The organism is Pseudomonas sp. BF-RE-21 (assembly GCF_019947305.1).
GTDB lineage: Bacteria > Pseudomonadota > Gammaproteobacteria > Pseudomonadales > Pseudomonadaceae > Aquipseudomonas > Aquipseudomonas migulae.
On the sequence record NZ_JAGYGF010000006.1, the window covers coordinates 41,551 to 62,063 of the forward strand.

Sequence of the window (20,513 nt, forward strand, 5' to 3'; positions counted from 1 at the left end):
CGCCTATTCCGGTCAATACGGCAAAATGGCCAGTCATAAGCCGCGTGACTTTGATTTCTCTGGCTTTGAGCCGATTCAAACAAACGTTTGTATTGGACGCTAAGAGTGGTGTAGATATAATGCGCCACCCAAAGAGAAAGGTGGTTCATCGATTGTCCTCTTCCTGCCTCGTGCAGGAATTCATGGATGCGACACCAAACCTCCAATTAGAAAAAAAACTGTTGAGCCTTGAGTAGGAGATAACCTGTGGAACGCGAATACATGGAATTCGACGTGGTCATCGTCGGTGCCGGCCCCGCTGGTCTTTCCGCCGCCTGCCGCTTGAAGCAGAAGGCTGCTGAAGCCGGTAAGGAAATCAGCGTCTGCGTGGTCGAAAAAGGCTCCGAAGTGGGTGCTCACATCCTGTCCGGTGCCGTGTTCGAACCACGCGCCCTGAACGAACTGTTCCCGGACTGGAAAGAACTTGGCGCGCCGCTGAACACGCCGGTCACCCGCGACGACATCTTCGTTCTCAAGAACGCCGACAGCGCGCAGAAGATTCCCGACCTCTTTGTGCCCAAGACCATGCACAACGAAGGCAACTACATCATCTCCCTGGGTAACCTGTGCCGCTGGCTGGCTCAGCAGGCCGAAAACCTGGGCGTGGAAATCTACCCGGGCTTCGCCGCGCAGGAAGCACTGTTCGACGAGAACGGCGTGGTGCGCGGGATCATCACCGGTGATCTGGGCGTTGACCGCGAAGGCAACCCGAAAGAAGGCCTGTACACCCCCGGTATGGAATTGCGCGGCAAGTACACGCTGTTCGCCGAAGGCTGCCGTGGCCACATCGGCAAGCAGTTGATCAAGCGCTTCAACCTCGACAGCGAAGCCGATGCCCAGCACTACGGCATCGGCCTGAAAGAAATCTGGGAAATCGACCCGGCCAAACATCAGCCAGGCCTGGTGGTGCACACCGCCGGCTGGCCGCTGGACATCATGGGCACCGAGAACACCGGCGGCTCGTTCCTCTATCACCTGGAAAACAACCAGGTGGTGGTCGGCCTGATCGTTGATCTGTCCTACAGCAACACCTACCTGTCGCCGTTCGACGAGTTCCAGCGCCTCAAGCATCACCCGGTGCTCAAGCAGTACCTGGAAGGCGGCAAGCGCATCAGCTACGGCGCGCGCGCCATCTGCAAGGGCGGCCTGAACTCGCTGCCGAAAATGGTCTTCAAGGGCGGCGCGCTGATCGGTTGCGACCTCGGCACCCTGAACTTCGCCAAGATCAAAGGCAGCCACACTGCGATGAAGTCCGGCATGCTCGCCGCTGAATCCGTGGCCGAGGCGCTGTTCGCTGAAAAGGACGGCACCGAAGAACTGACCACTTACGTCGACGCGTTCAAGAAGAGCTGGCTCTACGACGAGCTGTTCGCCAGCCGCAACTTCGGCCCGGCGATCCACAAGTTCGGCGCCATCGTCGGCGGTGGCTTCAACTGGCTGGACCAGAACATCTTCGGCGGCAAACTGCCGTTCACCCTGCACGACACCAAGCCGGATTACGCTTGCCTGAAACTCGCGGCCGACTGCAAGAAGATTGACTACCCGAAACCGGATGGCAAAATCAGTTTCGACAAACTCAGCTCGGTGTTTATCTCCGGTACCAACCACGAAGAAGAACAGCCTTGCCACCTGAAGCTGGCCGACCTGAGCATCCCGATCGCCAAGAACCTGCCGATGTACGATGAACCTGCCCAGCGTTACTGCCCGGCCGGCGTGTACGAAGTGGTGACCAAGGAAGACGGCGAGAAGCGCTTCCAGATCAACGCCCAGAACTGCGTTCACTGCAAGACCTGCGACATCAAGGACCCTGCACAGAACATCACCTGGGTGGCGCCGGAAGGTGCTGGCGGCCCGACTTACCCGAATATGTAAGTTGAATCGCTGAACATCAAGGCTCCCTAAATGGGGGCCTTTTTGTTGCCCGCAATTCATACCCCAACACTGTCCTGTAGGAGCCGGCTTGCCGGCGATGGCGGTGTGTCATTCGGCATTATCGGTGTCTGGCACGCCGCTATCGCCGGCAAGCCGGCTCCTACAGGGGTTCGCAACGGTTCAGGCAGCGCGTTCATCACCCGGATTACGCTCAAAGTAGCGCTTGTACTCCCGACTGAACTGCGACGTGCTCTGGTACCCGACCCGATGCGCCACCTGCGCCACGCCCAAGCCCTCCGCCACCAGCAACGTCTGCGCCTTGAGCAAGCGCAATCGCTTCAAATACTGCACCGGCGACAACAACGTGCTGCGCTTGAAATGCTCATGAAAAGTCGACGCACTCATGTTCGCGCAACTGGCCAGGGTCTCGACGTTCAAGGGTTCGGCGTAGTGCGCATGCAAATGGCTGATCGACGCCGCGACACGGGCGAACTGCCCCTGCTGTTCCACCAGCGCGCGCAACACATCCGCCTGCGGCCCGCGCAACGCGACGAACAACAACTCGCGCAGGTGTGACGGCCCCATGATCCGCGCCTCCAGAGGATCGTGCAGACAACGCAACAGCCGTTCCACACAGCCGCGCATGCCGTCGTCGAGCACCACCGAGGTCATCGACTCCGGCGTCTGCGCCGCAATGTGCCGCCCCGGCGCCAGTCCCATCGCCAGCACCAATTCACCCAGCAGCACCCGGTCAATCGCCACGGAAACCCCGAGCAGCGGCGCATTCGGCAAGGCAAAGGTTTCGCACTCGAACGGCACCGGCAACGCTTGAATCAAGTAATGCCCGGCGCCGTACTCCAGGGTTCGCGGCCCCAAATACGCCAGTTTGCTGCCCTGGGCGATGATCATCAGGCTCGGTTCATAAATATGCGGGCCACGGGCGACGTCACAACTCGCGCGCAGAACTTGCACACCGGGCAACCCGGTCTGGGTGAAACCGTCGCGGGTCGCCAGTGGCTCAATCAGCGAAACCAGCGTGGCATTGGCATCGAGATGACGGGTCAACAACATGGGAGCTCTTCACAAAATAATCACGGAAAAAGGGATGAAAGCATCATCGCAGGTCTGATTGCCCATTGGACCCAACGAACGCAGATGCCGGAGGAATAGGCATGACACCCGGAGGAATCGCCATGGCCGCGTAATGGTACGGCGCCCAGAATGCGCCGCCTCACCTGTCATGCTTTTTGCGAGGTCCACCATGTACACCGCCATCGGATACGCCGCCCAGTCGGCCACCACTCCCCTTGCCCCCGTGAAATTCGAACGCCGCAGCCCGCGTGCCGACGACGTGGCGATCGAGATTCTCTACTGCGGCGTCTGCCATTCCGACATCCATCAGGCGCGCAATGAGTGGGGCATTGCCGTTTACCCGCTGATGCCCGGCCACGAGATCGTAGGCAAAGTGACCGCCATCGGTGCGAATGTCACCCAACATAAAGTCGGCGATCTGGTCGGCGTCGGCTGCATGGTCGATTCGTGCCGCAGCTGCGAAGCCTGCCAGGCCAACCTCGAACAATATTGCCTCGAAGGTCCGACCATGACCTACGCCACACCCGACCGGGTCGATGGCAGCAACACCATGGGCGGTTACTCCGACAGCATCGTGGTCAGCGAGCACTTCGTGGTGCGCATCCCGGAAAAACTTGACCTGGCCAGCGCCGCGCCGATCCTCTGCGCCGGCATCACCACCTACTCGCCGCTCAAACACTACGGCGTGAAAGCGGGCGACAAGGTCGGGATTCTCGGCATGGGCGGCCTCGGTCACATGGGCATCAAGTTCGCCAAGGCAATGGGCGCGGAAGTCACGCTGTTCACCCGTTCGGCAAGCAAGGCTGAAGAAGGTCGTCGTCAGGGCGCGGACCATGTGATCGTGTCCACCGATGCCGAGCAGATGAAAGCTGCGGCCGGCCATTTCGACTTCCTGCTGGACACCATTCCGGTGCAGCACGACCTCAATCCCTACCTCGACACGCTGCGTTTCGACGGCGTGCACATTCTGGTGGGGTTGATTGAACCGATTGATCCACCGGTCCACGCGGCCAAATTGGTGCTGGGTCGCCGCGTACTGGCGGGCTCGCTGATCGGCGGCATCGCCGAAACCCAAGAAGTGCTGGATTTCTGCGCTGAGCACAACATCACCTGCGACATCGAAATGCTCGACATCCGCCAGATCAACGAGGCTTACGCCCGCATGATCGCCGGTGACGTGAAGTACCGCTTCGTCATCGACATGGCAACGCTGAAGGTCTAAGCCTTAGCGGTTTATACCTTCAAGCCAAGTTCCGCCGAGAGCCGGGCCGTGACCCCTTTGATCAGGGGAATCAGCTCGGCCATTTTTTCCAGCGGCATGTACGGCACGGTGCTGGCGATGCTGATGCCGGCGACGATGCGCTTGCTGGCATCACGGATCGGCGCCGCCACGCAGCGGATCGACGGTTCGTTGTCTTCCAGGTCGAAGGCGTAACCGCCCGCCACGTACTCAATCATGCGCTGCTGGAACTGCTCCCAGGATTGCTCCGGGTGCTGCGGCCAGAACTGATTTTTCCCACCCGCCGGCAGGCTGACTTCGTACAGCCGTTGCCATTCTTCCTGCGTGTCATCGAGCATCAGCGCCTTGCCGATCCCGGTGCGCGCCAACGGCATGCGGTGGCCAACCCGCGAACGCATTTCCGGACCATTGCGCCCCGGATTCTTGTGCAGGTACAGCACTTCGTCGCCTTCGCGAATCGCCAGGTGAATGGTGTCGCCGGTCAACGCCGACAACTCATCCAGATACGGACCGGCCAACGTGACCAGCGGCAATTCCTCACGCGCCTGAAAGCCCAGTTCGATCAGCTTCGGCCCCAGCAAATAACCGACTTGCGGCACCACGCGCAGATAACGCTCGTCCACCAGGCAACTGGCCAGACGATGGGTGGTGCTGCGCGTCGTGCCGATCAACCGGGCGATTTCCTTGAGATCGCGGGCGCCACTGGCCACGGCCTGAACCACACCCAGACCGCGAAGCAGGGTCTGAGTGCCGGTCGGCGCGGCGTCCTTGGCGATTTTTGGGGCGTCTTCCTGCATATCCAGCCTTTACCGTTGAGCGAGTGAACGGGCGGCATTATGGTCGCCCGACGGCTACGACTACAACTTGATACGCTCGACCTTCCCGACCAGCAGAATGTAGGAAAGCGCCCCCAACAACGCCAGAACCGAGATGTAGGTGATCGCTGGAGCGAACGAATCACCGCTGGCGAGGAAACCGATGACAATCGGCGTGGCAATCGCCGACAGGTTGCCGATGAAGTTAAACACGCCGCCGGTCAGCCCCAACAAGCGTGCCGGTGCCAGCGTTGAAACCAGTGACCAGGTGATCGAAGCCAGACCGTTGCCGAAGAACGCCAAGGCGAGGAAGGCAATCACCAGCGGCGTCGACTCGACGAAATTGGCGCCGATGATCGAGGTGGAAATCAGCAAGCCGCCAATGATCGGCAACTTGCGGGCGAAACCCACCGTGTAGCCGCGACGGATCAGGAAGTCGGAGAAGAACCCGGAACAGAGTACACCGACGAAAGCGGCGAGAAACGGCAACGATGCCAGCAGGCCGGACTTGATGAAATCCATGCCGCGGTACTTCACCAGGTAGGTCGGGAACCACGTCAGGAAAAACCACAACGTCGAGTTGAGGCAGAACTGGCCAAGGTAAATACCCCACAACTTGCGCTTGGTCAGGACGATGCCGAGGTCGGTCCAGCTGAATTTCGCCTTGACCTTCGCTTGCTCGGCCTGAATATCCACCAGCCCGCCGCCTTCGCGGATCAGGTCGATTTCAGCGTCATTGGCGCCTTTGAAATCCCGCGGTTCGCGATACACCGCGTACCAGATCACCGCCCAGAGAATGCCCACCGCACCGGTGCTGACGAACACCATGTGCCAGCCAAATTCATGCTGCAACCAGGCGAGTACCGGCGTCAGGAACGCCAGGCCGACGAACTGGCCGGAGGTGTAGAAACCAATGGCCGTGGCGCGCTCACGCTCCGGGAACCAGGTGGTAACCACGCGGCTGTTGATCGGATACGCCGGGGCCTCCAGCGCACCGACCGCCATGCGCAAGACGAACAGCGCAATGAAGCTGGCGGCGAAACCGAGCATCACCGTGGCGATCGACCACAGCAGCAAGGCGAGGCTATAAAGGATGCGCGGCGGAACACGATCCACCAGCCAGCCGCCGGGGATCTGCATGGCGGCGTAGGTCCAGCCGAACGCGGAGAAGATCAGTCCGACGTGGATCGGGTCGATGCCCAGGTCACTGGTCAGCGCCGGGGCGGCGATGGACAGGTTGCTGCGGTCCAGATAGTTGATCACCACGGTGATGAACAGCAGGACCATGATGAAAAAACGCTTGCGGCTGGGCGCCACCAACGACGCCTGCCCGGTGAGGGTTTGCGGTTGCATGGGGAATGCCTCTTCTTATGTTTATTGAGGTCGGTCTAAAGACTTGCACTGAACCCTGTAGGAGCCGGCTTGCTGGCGATGGGGGGGTGTCAGGCACCATCAATGTTGAATGATGTGCCGCTATCGCCAGCAAGCCGGCTCCTACAGGGGATTTGCGGTGGGTCAGCGATCACTCACCACTCGGCAAAACTGCCATCGGCATGGCGCCAGATCGGGTTGCGCCAGCGATGCCCGACCGCCGCGCGTTCGATCACGTATTCCTCGTTGATCTCGATCCCCAGGCCCGGGCCGTTCGGAATCTTCACGAAGCCTTTGTCGTAATCGAACACCCGTGGATCCTTGACGTAATCCAGCAGGTCGTTGCTCTCGTTGTAGTGGATACCCAGGCTCTGTTCCTGGATGAACGCGTTGTAGCAAACCGCATCCAGTTGCAGACACGCCGCCAGTGCAATCGGCCCCAACGGGCAATGCAGCGCCAGCGCTACGTCGTAGGCTTCGGCCATGTTGGCGATCTTGCGAGTCTCGGTGATACCACCGGCGTGCGAAGCATCCGGCTGGATGATGTCGACGTAACCTTCGCTGAGCACGCGCTTGAAATCCCAACGCGAGAACAGACGCTCACCGAGGGCAATCGGTGTGCTGGTCAGCGGTGCCAGCTCCTTCAGCGCTTCGTAGTTTTCGCTGAGCACCGGCTCTTCGATGAACATCAGTTTGTACGGATCGAGTTCCTTCATCAGCACCTTGGCCATGGGCTTGTGCACCCGGCCATGGAAGTCCACACCGATACCGACGTTCGGGCCGACCGCATCACGCACGGCGGCGACGTTGGCCAGGGCCAGGTCGACTTTCTCGAAGGAATCGAGGAATTGCAGCTCTTCGGTGCCGTTCATTTTCACGGCGGTGAAACCACGGCTGACCGCTTCTTTCGCGGCGCGCGCAGTGTCTGCCGGACGGTCACCGCCAATCCACGAATAGACACGAATCTTGTCGCGCACCTGACCACCGAGCAGGTCGCTGACCGACACACCCAAGGCCTTGCCCTTGATGTCCCACAACGCCTGGTCGATACCGGCCAGCGCACTCATGTGGATCGCACCGCCCCGGTAGAAGCCGCCGCGATACAGCACGGTCCAGATGTCTTCGATGTTGCGTGGGTCTTTGCCGATCAGGTAGTCGGACAATTCTTCAACGGCAGCCGCCACCGTGTGGGCACGGCCTTCGACCACGGGTTCGCCCCAACCGGTCACGCCCTCGTCGGTTTCCACTTTCAGGAAGCACCAGCGCGGCGGAACGATGAAGGTGGTCAGTTTGGTGATTTTCATCTCTTCTCTCTCTTATTAGATGCAGCGCGCTCGGCGCCAAAAAAGACTTAACGCAGAGCGTTCCATGCAGCGACGTAGGCCTTGGCGTTGGACGCCACTTGCGCCGCAGTCATGCCCGGCTTGAACAACCCGGACCCGAGGCCGAAGCCCTTCACGCCCGCATCGATAAACACCTGCATGTTCTCCGGGGTGATCCCGCCCACCGGCGCCAGAATCGTCCCGGCGGGCAACACCGCCAGCCAGGCTTTTACAACCGCCGGGCCCATTTGCTCGGCGGGGAACATCTTCAGCACGTCCGCGCCTTCAGCCAATGCAGCGAACGCTTCGGTCGGCGTCGCCACGCCAGGCGACAGGAACAACCCGGCGGCCTTCGCGGCGCGCAGCACTTTGGGATCGCTGTGGGGCATGACGATGACCTGCCCGCCGGCGGCTTTCACTTGCTCGACCTGCTCCGGAGTCAGCACCGTGCCCGCGCCGATCAGGCAATCGGCAGGCAAGGTACTGCGCAGGATGCGGATACTTTCGTACGGCTCGGGGGAATTGAGCGGCACTTCGATGACGCGAAATCCGGCTGCATAAAGGACTTCTCCGATAGCCGCCGCTTCCTGCGGGCGCAGGCCACGCAGGATTGCGATCAGACCGTTTTGCGCCAATGCTTGTTTGAGCATGTCAGACCTCCAGTCAGGTTTAACGGGATGGGTTTGGAGTGATCAGCCCGGCGGCAAGCGCCAGTTGCCACAACCCGCGTTCGGTGGCCTGTTCGGCCAGCGTCACTCGGGCAAAACCGCAGGCGTCGAGCGCCCGGCTGTAACGGGCACAGAGTTGGGAATTGCCGATGAGAATGATCGACGGCAGATGAACGCTGTTGCGCCGACGCCGCTGAACCGTGGCCAGCGCCGACAGCTCATGACCGATCAACAGGCCGGACAAATAATCCGGTTGCGCACTGCCGCTCAGTTCGCCGGTCAGCCCGAGGCTGCGCGCACTGAACAGCGTCGACAGCGGGCCGATTTCGCCGTCCGCCGACAGGGCCACTTGCACGCCACGGTCAAACGCGTCGCCATCGAAAGACCCGCCGCGTTGCTGGGTGCGCCCCAGAATGCTGTGTTCGCTGAGCACCGCGAAGACTTCGCCGGTCATGAAGGTGTCGAAATGCACGATGCAGCCGTCGGCCACTTCCACCCATTTCGAATGGCTGCCCGGCAGGCCGATCAACAGATCGCTGCCCGCCCCGCCCGCCAGGTTTTGCAGCACGCCGAGGACCTGGGTTTCTTCACCGCGCATCACGTTCGGCAGACGCGAACGCTGAATCACACCCGGCACGATGTGCACATCGACACCGCGAAGACTGCGAATGGTTTGTAGGGAGGTTCCGAGATTGGCAACGTTTGCCGGCGTGTCACGGTAGGCCGCTTCGCACCAGCCTTGCGCGCTGCCGACCATGCCGCAGGCAATCACCGGCAAACCGGGTTGCTCATCGAGCCAGTCACCGCAGGCCTCGTCAAAGGCCAGTTCAAAACCGTCGGTGCATGCCAGACCGTTAATGATTCGCGGCGTCCGGGGCAGCTGCATGATTCCCGATGACAGCGAACGCTGTTCGAGCACCTGGCCACCTGCGGCGAGTTTGTAAGCACGTAATGAGGTTGTCCCCCAATCGAGCGCGATCAATTGCGCCAGCATCGCTTCACCTGTTTTGTTTATTGGCAGTGAGTGAGCTGGACTATAAACCCTGACACGATAAAATCTCAATATATAAATATACATCCCATATTTTGGGATTAAGCCAAAAAAAGATCGCAGCCCTCGGCAGCTCCCCTATTAGGAGCCACCGAGGGTTGCGATCCTTTAAACGATCAATTGCCCGCAGCAAAATCCCTTAGCACCGCGCCATCCATCCGATACCGCACCCACTCCTCCTGAGGCTGCGCCCCCAAGGATTTATAGAACTCGATAGCCGGCTTGTTCCAGTCCAGCACGCTCCACTCAAAACGCCCGCAATCATTGGCGCAGGCGATTTTCGCCAAGTGACGCAGCAAGGTTTTACCGGCACCGCCACCGCGCTGTTCGGGAGTGATGTAGAGGTCTTCGAGGTACAGGCAGTTGCTGCCCAGCCAGGTTGAATAGCTGAAGAAGAACACCGCAAAGCCGATCGGCAAACCGTCGCGCAGGCAGATTAGCCCGTGGGCGGTGGCGCCTTCGCTGAACAGGCTGCGCTCGATGTCGGCGACGCTGGCGATGACTTCGTGGCGGGCACGTTCGTAATCGGCCAGTTCAGTGATGAACGCGAGGATTTGCGGAGCATCGCTGGGGGTCGCCGGGCGGATTTCGATCGTCATGGACGTGCCTTCGTCAAAAGTGGAAAACGCCATACTAAGTCGGCGCGCAACGCTCGTCACACTGGAAATTCAAAGCTGATCTATGGAGGATGTGGAGCCGCTGCCCCAACCGTTTTCACTTAACAGGACGTTTATGACGACTGATGCTTTCGCGCCGCTGCCAATCCTCGCCGCCAGGTTGCTGCCCCACGCACTGGAACCCTCGGAAGACGGCGCCCACGATCTGTCGCACTTGCAGCGGGTCTGGCACAACGTGCGCACTCTTCATGCTGAGGAAGGTGGCGATATTGAAGTGCTGCTGGCAGCGGTGCTTTTGCATGATTGCGTGTCGGTGGAGAAGAACTCGCCGTTGCGTTCGCAAGCATCGCGACTGGCCGCCGAGAAGGCCTCTGCAGTGTTGACCGACATGCACTGGCCCAGCGCAAAAATCAGCGCCGTTGTACACGCCATCGAGGCCCACAGCTTTTCTGCCAACATCACCCCAAGTTCCCTCGAAGCGAAAATCATGCAGGACGCCGACCGTCTCGATTCCCTTGGCATGCTCGGCGTTGCGCGCACCTTTTACATCGCCGGTCGCATGGGCAGCGCGCTGTATGACCCACAAGACCCGGAAGCGAATGCGCGGGAATACGATGACAAGCGCTTTTGTCTCGATCATTTCCAGACCAAGCTGCTGCACTTGGCAGACGGTTTCCAGACCCTCACCGGTCAACGCCTGGCCCGCATCCGGCATGAACGTTTGAAAAATTTCATGGAGCTGTTCAAGGAAGAAATCGGCATCGGCTGAGTGCATTACTCCGCCCACCACTAACCCTGGAATCGATAACCTCAGACCTAACATCGGCGCCTTGCATGATAGATAGATGACACTCTCCGTTATCGGGTCAAGGAAGCGCGTCATGTCTACTGCTCCACCTCAGGTCTCCAGCAAACTGTTCGGCCTGTTTTGCCTCGCCAGTTATTTGCTGTCGCTGTCCTATGGCTCGACGTTTTTGCTGTCGCTGTTGATCGGCTCGCGCGGCGGTAATGAACACGATGCCGGCAGTGTGATTTCGGCGGCGATGCTCAGTACGTTTGCGGCGGTGATCGTTTCCGGGCACTTGTCCGACTGGCTTGGCGCGGCGCGTTCGATTGCGTTGTTCGGCGTGCTGCTGGTGGCGGCCAGCCTGGGTTTTGCACTGACGCCGGGCTTCGGCAATCTGCTGCTGTTTTTCGGCTTGCTGCTGGGTTTGGGCTGGGGCGTTTTCTATACGCTCGGGCCGATCATCGTCGCGAGCCTTGTGACGCCTGCCCAGCGGGCCAGATATTTCGCGCTGCTGTCGGGCAGCATGATGACCGGGATCGGCAGCGGTCCGTTGCTGGGCCGCGCGGCCAGTGCGCTGGGCTATCCCGTAACGGCGGCGTTTTACCTCGCGGCGCTGGCCAGCCTGATCGGCGTTTTACTGTTCTGGCGCCTGGATGCGCAGCTGAAAAAAGCACCCTCGCCTACCGCTGCGGTCGCACGCATTTCCTGGCGTGCAACCCGGCAGATTTTATCGTCCCGCGCAGTGTTCCCGATCCTCATGGTCGGCCTCGGCGGCTGTGTGTTCGGTGGTCTGTCGAGCTTCCAAACCAGCTACGCGGCGTCTCGTTCGCTGGATTACTCGCTGTTCTTTTTCGGCTTCATGGGCGCGGCGATCAGCAGCCGGATGGTGATTGCCGGATTCGTGGTCAAGCGCGATCCGTTCCGCGCGTCTTGCCTGTTGTCGGGACTGATGATGGTTTCGATTGTGATGTTCGGTTTCGTGGTCGACAGCGGCTTGAGCTACGTGCTCGCGGCGATGATGCTCGGGGTCGGTTACGGGCTGACGTATTCGGTGATCAATGGCCTGGCGGCGAATGAAGCGCCGCACGGCACCACCGCGCAAGCGTTGCTGCTGTTCAGCCTGTCGTACTTCATTGGTGTGTTCGGCTTTCCGTTGCTGGCCGGGAAGATCATCGTCGAACACGGGATGGCGACACTGTTGCTCACCGTTCTCGCCGTGGCGCTGTTGAACTGGCTGATCACCGTGGGCCGCCTGATCTGGCGGCGCTACACGGTCAAAGCGTTGCAAGAGGCCTGAACCGTTCGTCGTTCATCAGTATCCATGAATGTCGATGAAAACCGATCAAGCTTGGTGCGGCTGGGGTTGAGGTGGCGCGCAAGCTGGACGTGTAAACGTTTGAGGGCCCCCTTCGCGGGCAAGCCTCGCTCCTACAAGGATCGCGTGATTCCTGTAGGAGCGAGCGATGCGGCGACCCGACTTGCCCGCGAAGACGTCAAATCAGGCGCCGAAACACTTCCTGATCAACGCATCCACCTCATCCGCCCCAGGCGAAGTCGCCGGCCCCCACCGAGTCACCGCCAGCGCCGCTGCCGCATTCGCCCGCCGCGCCGCCTCACCCGCCGACAACCCTCGCGCCAACCCGGCCACAAACACCCCGGCATGGGCATCCCCGGCGCCGTTGCTGTCCACCGCCTCAACCTTGAAACCCGGCACGTGCTGACGCTCGCCATGCTGATGAATCCAGCACCCTTGCGGACCGTCGCGGACCACCATCAACACCTTCGACGGCAGATGATCGGCCAATCGATCCAGCGCCTCGGCAATGTCCGACGCCCCGGTAAACCGCAGCGCCTCGACGCTGTTGCTGGTCCACACATCGATGCGCGGCAACAACGTCTGTATCAACGGCGCATCGGGTGATTCCACCAGCGGGCCCGGGTCGAACACCACGTTGATCGCACTCGGCAAATCCAACACCCAATCCACCAGCGCCTGAGCCTTGCCGACATGCAGCAGGCTGTAGCCGCTGACGTAGACATAGTCGCCCGCCTGCGCCGCTACGCTGTTCAAATCCTCTGCGGACACTTCACCTTCGGCGCCGATGTAGGAAACGAAGCTACGTTCAGCCGAGGCGTCCGTGATCGCCACGCACAACCCCGTGTCTCGTTCAGCACTGTGAGCAATGCCGATGCGAATGCCTTCAGCCTTCATCGCCTCACGCGCCAGGTCGCCGAAACGACCAGTGCCATGACGGCCCAGGTAAACCACCGGCAAGCCATTACGCTGAGCGGCGGCCATCACATTGAACCCGCCGCCGGCTTCGAAACTGGCGGATTGCGCCAGTACGTCGCCGCCGGCTTGAGGCAGTTTATCCACGGCCATGACCAGGTCGATGATGACCTGGCCGGTGTGCAACATTTTAGGCATGAGCATTCTCGAGCGACGCGGCGCGGCGATCCCTGGCCCCGCCGAGTACAAAATAAATCCCGCCGGCGACCAGGAACGTCACGATCCAGCCAAGGCCGTTATGCCCCAGCCACGAGTCGGAAAGGAACCCACGGAACCAGACGGTTTGTTCGGTGGTGCCAATGGTGGTGAAGCTGAAACCCAGCACGATCGCCAGGGCCCACGCACCGAAAGCACGCCACTCGACGCCGCCGCGATACCAGTAGGCGCTGCTCGGGCTGACGTCCAGCAGGTCTTTGGGGCTGTAGTAATGACGATGAATCAGGTCAACGACGAAGATCCCGACCCACGCCGTGATCGGCACGGCCAGCAGCGAAATGAAGGTGATGAACGGGCCGTAGAAACTGTCGGCGATCAGCATGAAGTAAATCGAACCGGCGAAAATCGCCACGATGTCGACCACCACGGCGTAGACACGCTTGACCTTCAGGCCGAGGGTCAGCGTGGTCAAGCCGGCGGAATACACCGACAGGTTGTTCGACAGCAGCAAGCCGCCGAACGCGGTGATCAGGTACGGCACGGCCATCCAGGTCGGCAGCATGTCGCGGATCGCGATGATCGGGTCAGTGGCCGACGCCAGGTCGTTGTTGCCCACCGACAGCAGGCCGCCGAGGGTGATCAGCAACACCAGCGGGATCCCGGCACCAAACGCGGCGGAAGCCACCAGACGTGCCGCCTTGACGCTGCGATGCTGATAGCGCGACATGTCCGCACCGGCGTTGGCCCAACCGATCCCGGTGCCGGCGGCCATGGTGCCGACGCCGATGATCATTGCGCTAAGCGGTGCAGGCGTGGCGTTGAACACGGCGCTCCAGTCGATGGTGGCGCAGAGGAAACTTCCGACCAGAATGTTCAGCGCGCCGAACACATAAGTCGCCCACTTCTGAATCACCAGCAACGTCGCGTGACCGAGGCCGGACACCGACAAGGTCAGCAGCACGAAAATCGCGATGAAGATCAGGGTCAGCACCGGCGCGCTTTTGGCTTCCACCGGCGAGCCAAACAGGATCGAGCACAGCGACAGCAACACGAACGCGGCGGTGGTGGTGTTGACGGTTTCCCAACCCAGCCGCGACATCAGCGAAACCAGGGTCGGGCCGATGTTGCCGCGTACGCCGAAGATTGCCCGCGACAGCGTCAGGCTCGGTGCGCGGCCACGGCGACCGGCGATGGAAATGATCCCGACCACCGCAAAAGAACCGGCAGCGCCAAGGATCGCGACGATGATCGCCTGCCAGATCGCCAACCCGCGAAACGCCACCAGCGTAGCGCCGAGCGGCAGACCGAGGATGGAAATGTTAGCGGCGAACCAGACCCAGAACAGCTGCAGCGGATGCCCGTTGCATTCGGCTTCCGGCACCGGCTCGATGCCACGGGTTTCCAGTTGCCCGGCGCTTTGCCCGGCGTTCGATGAACTCATGTGAAATGCTCCTGTTGCCTTTGTTGTGGTTATGGGCAATTGCGGAAGTCGACATAACATCCCGGCGATCCTGGCCGTAGTTGTGCGATCCATTGCGGGTTATCAAATTAAATCGGCGGCGCGCCCATCGCGAGCAGGCTCGCTCCCACAGGTATTGGGAACACCGCAGATCACTGTGGGAGCGAGCCTGCTCGCGATGGCGTCAGCCCAGTCAACGCAAAGCCAAAAGCCCCTGCACCAACGGTTCCAGCTCCAACGCATTAACAGCTTTGACCTTGTCGATCATCGCCACCGGCCAACTCTCAAGCCCCAGACAAGCCCCGAGCATGGTCCCCAGAATCGCCGCGATGGTGTCGGTGTCGCCCCCCAGACCTGCGGCCATGCACAGCGCGTCGAAGGCATTTATTTCACCGATGGCCACTTGCTGCGCCAAGGCAAACGAAACCACCACCGACTCCTGCGAAGCCACCGACGTGCCGATCACGTCGTACATCAAGTCCGCCAGCATCGCCTTGTCGCTATCGACGCTGATCGTCCGCGCCCAACTGATGCGCGAGGCAATGCGTCCGCCCGCGACCCAATGGCCGTGGCTTTCCGCTTGCTGGGCGATTTGCTGGCCGAGGTTCAATGCCTCGCCGAGGTCCATGCCGTTGATGCCGGCCGAGACCACCGCCGCCACCGCCGCCGCGCTGGAAATGCCCAGCGTGGTGTTGTGGGTGACCTGGCAGGCCTGCACCACGGCGTTGATGAAACGCTCGGGATCGCGGACATCCGCCGAAATGCCGACCGGCGTGATGCGCATCGCCGCGCCGTTGGTGGTGCCGTAGCGCCCCGCTTCTTCCGGCGAATGACCGGCGAGGATCATCTCGATCGCCCGTTTGGTCGACGGCCCGAGCAAATCCTGCGAGCCCTTGGCCTGCATCGCGGCTTCCCATTCGATCAGCCGTTGCGCCAGTACCGACGGTTCGATCCTGCCCTTGCCGTCGATCAACAACTGACCGACCAGAATAGCCTGTTCGGTGTCGTCGGTGATCGAGCCTTTAGGCATGTTGGCCGCAATCGGTTGATTGGGGCCGGCGTCTTGCAGATCGGTGATTTCACCGAAACGCGCCTTGATAACGGCGCGGCTCAGCGATTGCGTCGGCATGCCCAGCGCATCGCCCAGGGCCAGTCCGTAAAACGCGCCAAGTGCACGATTGAGCGCGGTCATTGTGGGTTTCCAAATTGCAGGTGCAGGCGAAAGTGCACGGGATCGAGCAGGCTTTCGACCTGCTCCATGAAGCGGTTCTGCCGGTCGTAGGTGGTGCGCAAGGCTTTGAGGAACACCGTGCCGACCGGACGACCGAGCAGCTCGGCGTCTTCGGCGTTCAAGGGTTCGGCGCCGATCCATTGATCGCCGCGCTCGCCGATGTAGCCGTACGCGGCCAGGGTGATGGTCAGGGAATTGTCGATCAGGCCGACACGCGGCAGGCTTTCCAGGCCTCCGGTGGCGGGCATCAATGAGCGTTCGAGGGAAACCAGCTTGCCGTCGGTGGAACGACGGCGGCGGTCGAGGGTGATGAATTGGTCAGTGCCGAAACGCGGCAGCAGGTCGGGGCGAGTCACCGCCTCGAGCCGCAGCACTTCGGTATTGATCAGCGCCCCGCTGTCGGCCAGCGCCTGCGCCCAACCGCTGCGCTGATCGAGCACCACCCCGTCGAACGTGACGATGGAACCGACACCGCTTTGCGTAGCGATGTAGTTGCGCCGTTTCAATTCGGCCAGGGCTTCACGCAGCGTACCTCGGCTGACTTTGAATTCTTGAGCCAACTGATGCTCGCCCGGCAACTGAAAACCGTCCTCCATGAGGCCGCTTTCAATGCGCCGGATGAGTTCGTCGACCACCCGTTGTTTCTTGTCAAATCGTACCTGTCTAATCATGTACAAATTGATACCTGAAACGACTTGTAACAGGCAAGACATATTTAGGGGGGGTGACGGAAGGATGCGGTCGCGAGGTGAATCAGGTACATCGCCTTCGCGGGCAAGCCTCGCTCCTACAGGTTATATGTCAGTCGCGTAATCCATGCACGACACATAACCTGTAGGAGCGAGGCTTGCCCGCGAAGGGGCCAGCACAGACAACAAAAATCTCAGCGTTGTTTCAGACGGTCGATAACCACAGCCAGCAGCAAAATCGAACCGCGAATCACGTACTGATAAAACGTATCGATGTTCTTCAGGTTCATCGCATTCTCGATGATCGCCAGAATCAACACCCCGGCGATCACATGCCGGATCATGCCGATCCCGCCACTGAGCGAAACCCCGCCAAGCACACACGCCGAGATCACCGTCAGCTCGAAACCCTGGCCGATCATCGGCTGGCCGGAAGTCATCCGCGACGCCAGAATCACCCCGGCCAACGCCCCGATCACACCGTGCACGGCGAAGATGATGATCTTGGTCCGGTCAACGTTGACCCCGGCCAGCAGCGCCGCTTCCTGGTTGCCGCCGATGGCCATGGTGTTGCGCCCGTAGGTGGTGTAATTCAGCAACCAGCCGAAAAACAGGAAGCAGGCAATGGTGATCAGGATCGGCACCGGCACGCCAAACAACTGGCCGTTACCGAAGACGAAGAACGACTCCTGCGACACACCCACCGCTTTGCCATTGGCAAAAATGTAGGCCAGACCGCGAACGATCTGCATAGTCGCCAACGTAGTGATCAATGCATTGACCCGCAGCTTGGCGATCACGATCCCGTTGATCAGCCCGACGATCAAGCCCATGAACAGCGCCGCCACCACACCGAGAAAAACGCTGTCGGTGTCACGCATCACCACCGCCGCGACCACGCCGGCACAGGCAATCACCGAGCCCACCGACAAGTCGAAATGCCCCGACGCCAGGCAATACAACATGGTGCACGCGGCTATCCCGGTGGTGGAAATCGCCAGGCCCAGGCCGCGCATGTTCAGCGGCGAAAGGAAGTTGTCGATCAGCAAGGTGCAGAGCACAAAGATCCCGACGGCCGCGAGCAGCATCACCCAGTCATCGAGAAAGCGCCGCAGGTCCAGAGGTTTGCGCTGGGTGGGCAGAGCGTTGTTTTGGGTTGTCATCATAGTCACCTCTCAGTTCGCCACGCCGTCAGCACGGTGGCGCGGCAAAGCCAGTTGCAGCAGGTTGGATTCGTTGGCCTCGTCACGGGACAGTTCGCCGCGCATCGCGCCTTCGCAGAGCACCAGGATGCGGTCGGAAATACCCATCACTTCCATCAGGTCGCTGGACACCACGATCACCGCGATGCCGCTTTCAGCCAGGTTATGGATGATCTGGTAAATCTCGGCCTTGGCGCCGATGTCGATGCCGCGAGTCGGTTCATCCAGAAGCAGCACTTTCATCGGCATCGACAGCCAGCGGCCGAGAATCGCCTTCTGCTGATTGCCGCCGGACAGGTACATGATTTTCTGCGCCGCGCTGGGCGTCTTCACTTTCAGCGCCTTGATCTGCTTGTCGGCGTTGTCCTTCTCCCACAGGCCGCGCAACAGGCAACCGAAGGTGGAATGGGCGCCGCGCGCGCTGATGTTGATGTTCTCGGCAACGCTGGAGAGCGGCATGATGCCCTCCTTCTTGCGGTCCTCGGGACACAGCAGAATGCCGGCGGCAATCGCATCGCGGGGTGAACGCAGTTTCAGTTCATGACCGCGCAATTCCAGGCGCCCCGCGGTGTTGCGCTCAAGGCCGCTGAGCATGCGGAACAGCTCGGTTCGCCCTGCCCCCACCAGGCCGAACAGCCCGAGAATTTCGCCTTTGTGCGCATCGAAACTCACCGGCTCACGCAAGCCCGGCCCGAGCAGACCGTCGACCCTCAACGCCACCGCGCCACGCTTGCGCGGGCGGTAATCGTAGATGTCCTGAATGTCGCGCCCGACCATGCACGTGACCAATTGATCGTGGGTCAGCTCGCTCATGTCCTCGAAGGTGCGCACGTAGCGGCCGTCCTTGAACACCGTCACCGCGTTGCAGATGCGGAACACTTCTTCCATGCGATGGGAGACGTAAAGCACCACTTTGCCTTCGTCGCGCAGGCGCCCGATGATCGCCATCAAGCGATCGATCTCCCGCGCCGAGAGGCTACTGGTCGGTTCGTCGAACGCGATCACATGCGCGCCACGGGACAATGCCTTGGCGATTTCCACCAGTTGCCGTTGACCGAGGGACAGGCGCCCGACCTTCTCCTGCGGATCGATTTCATCGGCCAGGCCCTTGAGGCAGGCCAGCGCTTGTTGTCGCAGTGCGTTGCGATTGATCAGGCCGAAACTGGCAGGCAAATGACCGAGGAACAGGTTTTCCGCCACGGTCATTTCCGGCACCAGGTGCAGTTCCTGATGGATCACCGCCACCTTGTTGCCGATGCTGTCGGCGGTGGATTTGAAGACCATCGTTCGCTCGCCGATCTGCAGGTCGCCGCTGTTCGGCGTGTAGGCGCCGCCGAGGATTTTCAGCAGGGTCGATTTGCCGGCGCCGTTCTCACCCATCAAGGCATGAACCTGACCCGGATGGGCGACGAAGCTGATGCCGTCCAATGCCTTTACCCCGGGAAAGGTCTTGCCGATCCCGTTGAAGCGCAGGCTGCCGCCGGCGCTGTCGTGTTGTGTCTGTACTTGCGCGTGCATAAAACACCTCATCACACAGATCAGGCAGCCCCGTCGCCAGGGCCGCCGATGAAATCAACCGCGCCTCAGTTCCAGAGGCCGATCTTTTCCAGTTCCTGCTTGAAGTTGTCGCGCGTGATCAGGGTCACGTCGTCCATGGCGGTGTACTTCGCCGGCTCTTTGCCGGTGGTGACCCACTCGAACATCATGCTGGCGGTGTTGTAACCCTCGATGTGCGGGCTTGGCAGCATCGAGCCGAAGAAGCCGCTGTTGGGCTTTTTCAGTTCGCCGATGGCGTCGGTGCCGTTGATGCCGATGCCGATCACGTTGGCCGCAGCAAAACCGGCGCTCTCGGTGGCGCGTACGCCGCCCAGTACGGTGTTGTCGTTCATGCCGCCGATGATCAGGTTTTTCGCCGCGCCCGGCAGTTTCACCAGCGCCGAGTTGGTGGCGTCCATGCTGCCCGGCACGTCGAGGGTTTTCAGGGCCGAGAACAGGATGTGGTCTTTTGGCATGCCGGCGTCTTCCAGCGCTTTGACTGAACCGTCGGTGCGCTTCTTGCCGGTGTCGAGTTCGTTGTAGGTGTTGATGACCGCGTAGGTGTCTTTCCAGTCCCAGTTGCGTTTTTTCGCTTCGGCGGCCATCGCCGCGCCCTGCTTCTGGCCGACTTCGAACGCCGCCATGCCGAGGTACGGAACGTCTTCCATGAACTTGCCGCTGGCATCGACGAAGCGGTCATCCACGGCAATCACTTTCAAACCGTTGAGTTTGGCTTTGGCCATGATCGCCGGGCCGAGGGACACGTCCGGCGGGCAAATCACGAAGCCCTTGGCGCCGTTGGCAGCCAGGCTGTCGATGGCGGACAGGGTTTTCTCGCCGTCCGGCACGGCGATCTTGATGACCTTGAAGCCTTTCTCTTTACCGGCCTTTTCGGCGAAGGCCCATTCGGTCTGGAACCAGGGCTCTTCCGCCTGCTTGACCAGAAAACCGATCTTCACTTCCTCGGCCGCCAGCAAGCTGCTGCTGAGGCTGACCGCGGTGACCGCCAAAGCGGCACAGCACAGGGAACGGATCCCACGACGACGATTCATAAGCTGACTCCTTGTTATTTTTTT

At 60.8% G+C, this 20,513-nt stretch carries 18 protein-coding genes; 4 read left to right on the forward strand and 14 right to left on the reverse strand.

The window, feature by feature from the left end; all coding sequences use genetic code 11:
• The first annotated feature begins 246 nt into the window (after positions 1–246).
• Positions 247–1,911: an electron transfer flavoprotein-ubiquinone oxidoreductase gene (locus KGB25_RS06580; protein ID WP_032829072.1), complete on the forward strand. Its 1,665-nt coding sequence runs from the start codon at positions 247–249 to the stop codon at positions 1,909–1,911.
• 180 nt (positions 1,912–2,091) lie between these two features.
• Here the strand turns inward: KGB25_RS06580 and KGB25_RS06585 are convergent, their stop codons facing one another.
• Positions 2,092–2,982 (reverse strand): AraC family transcriptional regulator, encoded by an 891-nt coding sequence (locus KGB25_RS06585; protein WP_207286294.1) that lies wholly within the window; start codon positions 2,980–2,982, stop codon positions 2,092–2,094.
• Between the two features lie 190 nt (positions 2,983–3,172).
• On the opposite strand from KGB25_RS06585, the gene KGB25_RS06590 reads away from it, so the two are divergent.
• Positions 3,173–4,225, forward strand: a complete 1,053-nt coding sequence (locus KGB25_RS06590) for an NAD(P)-dependent alcohol dehydrogenase (RefSeq protein WP_008032874.1) — start codon at positions 3,173–3,175, stop codon at positions 4,223–4,225.
• Positions 4,226–4,236: 11 nt separating this feature from the next.
• Here the strand turns inward: KGB25_RS06590 and KGB25_RS06595 are convergent, their stop codons facing one another.
• The 6 genes from KGB25_RS06595 to KGB25_RS06620 all read right to left on the reverse strand — a co-directional run bounded on the left by KGB25_RS06595 (position 4,237) and on the right by KGB25_RS06620 (position 10,069).
• On the reverse strand, positions 4,237–5,040 hold the full coding sequence (locus tag KGB25_RS06595) for an IclR family transcriptional regulator (protein ID WP_008032872.1): 804 nt from the start codon (positions 5,038–5,040) through the stop codon (positions 4,237–4,239).
• A gap of 60 nt (positions 5,041–5,100) precedes the next feature.
• Positions 5,101–6,411 (reverse strand): MFS transporter, encoded by a 1,311-nt coding sequence (locus KGB25_RS06600; RefSeq protein ID WP_008032871.1) that lies wholly within the window; start codon positions 6,409–6,411, stop codon positions 5,101–5,103.
• Between the two features lie 173 nt (positions 6,412–6,584).
• On the reverse strand, positions 6,585–7,733 hold the full coding sequence (gene dgoD, locus KGB25_RS06605; protein ID WP_007903915.1) for a galactonate dehydratase: 1,149 nt from the start codon (positions 7,731–7,733) through the stop codon (positions 6,585–6,587).
• A gap of 47 nt (positions 7,734–7,780) precedes the next feature.
• A complete protein-coding gene (locus KGB25_RS06610) occupies positions 7,781–8,401 on the reverse strand; it encodes a 2-dehydro-3-deoxy-6-phosphogalactonate aldolase (RefSeq protein WP_008032870.1) in 621 nt (206 codons plus the stop codon).
• Between the two features lie 19 nt (positions 8,402–8,420).
• A complete protein-coding gene (locus KGB25_RS06615) occupies positions 8,421–9,413 on the reverse strand; it encodes a 2-dehydro-3-deoxygalactonokinase (RefSeq protein WP_223434636.1) in 993 nt (330 codons plus the stop codon).
• Between the two features lie 173 nt (positions 9,414–9,586).
• The gene (locus tag KGB25_RS06620) at positions 9,587–10,069 is read right to left on the reverse strand and encodes a GNAT family N-acetyltransferase (RefSeq protein WP_008034765.1); all 483 of its coding nucleotides are present in this window, start codon (positions 10,067–10,069) and stop codon (positions 9,587–9,589) included.
• A 133-nt stretch (positions 10,070–10,202) separates the two neighbouring features.
• Between KGB25_RS06620 and KGB25_RS06625 the strand changes: the two genes are divergently transcribed.
• Entirely contained in the window at positions 10,203–10,856 is a 654-nt protein-coding gene (locus KGB25_RS06625) for an HD domain-containing protein (protein ID WP_008040870.1), read from the forward strand.
• Between the two features lie 112 nt (positions 10,857–10,968).
• Entirely contained in the window at positions 10,969–12,171 is a 1,203-nt protein-coding gene (locus KGB25_RS06630; protein WP_223434637.1) for an MFS transporter, read from the forward strand.
• 201 nt (positions 12,172–12,372) lie between these two features.
• Here the strand turns inward: KGB25_RS06630 and KGB25_RS06635 are convergent, their stop codons facing one another.
• The 7 genes from KGB25_RS06635 to KGB25_RS06665 form a co-directional block, all read right to left on the reverse strand.
• Entirely contained in the window at positions 12,373–13,302 is a 930-nt protein-coding gene (locus KGB25_RS06635) for a PfkB family carbohydrate kinase (RefSeq protein WP_223434638.1), read from the reverse strand.
• Positions 13,295–14,761 carry a purine-cytosine permease family protein gene (locus tag KGB25_RS06640; RefSeq protein ID WP_223434639.1) on the reverse strand — a complete coding sequence of 489 codons (1,467 nt, stop codon included), beginning with the start codon at positions 14,759–14,761 and terminating at the stop codon, positions 13,295–13,297. The genes KGB25_RS06635 and KGB25_RS06640 overlap by 8 nt, the downstream gene beginning before the upstream one ends.
• 211 nt (positions 14,762–14,972) lie before the next feature.
• A complete protein-coding gene (locus KGB25_RS06645) occupies positions 14,973–15,971 on the reverse strand; it encodes an ADP-ribosylglycohydrolase family protein (protein ID WP_223434640.1) in 999 nt (332 codons plus the stop codon).
• Positions 15,968–16,681 carry a GntR family transcriptional regulator gene (locus KGB25_RS06650; protein ID WP_032828923.1) on the reverse strand — a complete coding sequence of 238 codons (714 nt, stop codon included), beginning with the start codon at positions 16,679–16,681 and terminating at the stop codon, positions 15,968–15,970. The genes KGB25_RS06645 and KGB25_RS06650 overlap by 4 nt, the downstream gene beginning before the upstream one ends.
• Positions 16,682–16,893: 212 nt before the next feature.
• A complete protein-coding gene (araH, locus tag KGB25_RS06655; RefSeq protein WP_032828927.1) occupies positions 16,894–17,862 on the reverse strand; it encodes an L-arabinose ABC transporter permease AraH in 969 nt (322 codons plus the stop codon).
• Positions 17,863–17,874: 12 nt separating this feature from the next.
• On the reverse strand, positions 17,875–19,419 hold the full coding sequence (gene araG, locus KGB25_RS06660; protein WP_008040877.1) for an L-arabinose ABC transporter ATP-binding protein AraG: 1,545 nt from the start codon (positions 19,417–19,419) through the stop codon (positions 17,875–17,877).
• Between the two features lie 65 nt (positions 19,420–19,484).
• Positions 19,485–20,489 (reverse strand): substrate-binding domain-containing protein, encoded by a 1,005-nt coding sequence (locus KGB25_RS06665; RefSeq protein ID WP_008031628.1) that lies wholly within the window; start codon positions 20,487–20,489, stop codon positions 19,485–19,487.
• Positions 20,490–20,513: the final 24 nt, after the last annotated feature.